At 60.9% G+C, this 261-nt stretch carries 1 protein-coding gene; it reads left to right on the forward strand.

The genetic code is table 11. From position 1 onward, the window contains the following. A partial coding sequence (locus SB771_RS35300; RefSeq protein ID WP_410722079.1) for a GNAT family N-acetyltransferase occupies positions 1–261 on the forward strand: 261 nt, incomplete at both ends.

Below are 261 nucleotides of genomic sequence, written 5' to 3' on the forward strand. Positions count from 1 at the left end.
ATGAAGTCGTCGCAACCGTTCGAGACATCGAGGCCAGTCTGTTCTCCGCAAGTTCAAGCGCCAAGGCTTTGATCTGCGAGATGAACGGCGAGCCGATCGGCTTTTGCGTCTACTTCTTCTCCTATTCGACGTGGCTCGGCAAGCAAGGGCTTTATCTGGAAGACCTGTACGTGTCGCCGACCTCGCGCGGCAGCGGCGCGGGCAAACAGATGTTGCGCCACCTCGCCCGCATTGCCTGCGACACCGGCTGCGGCCGCTTCG

The sequence above is a fragment of the Burkholderia sp. SIMBA_051 genome, assembly GCF_046534915.1.
In the GTDB taxonomy this organism is placed as follows: Bacteria; Pseudomonadota; Gammaproteobacteria; order Burkholderiales; family Burkholderiaceae; genus Burkholderia; species Burkholderia ambifaria.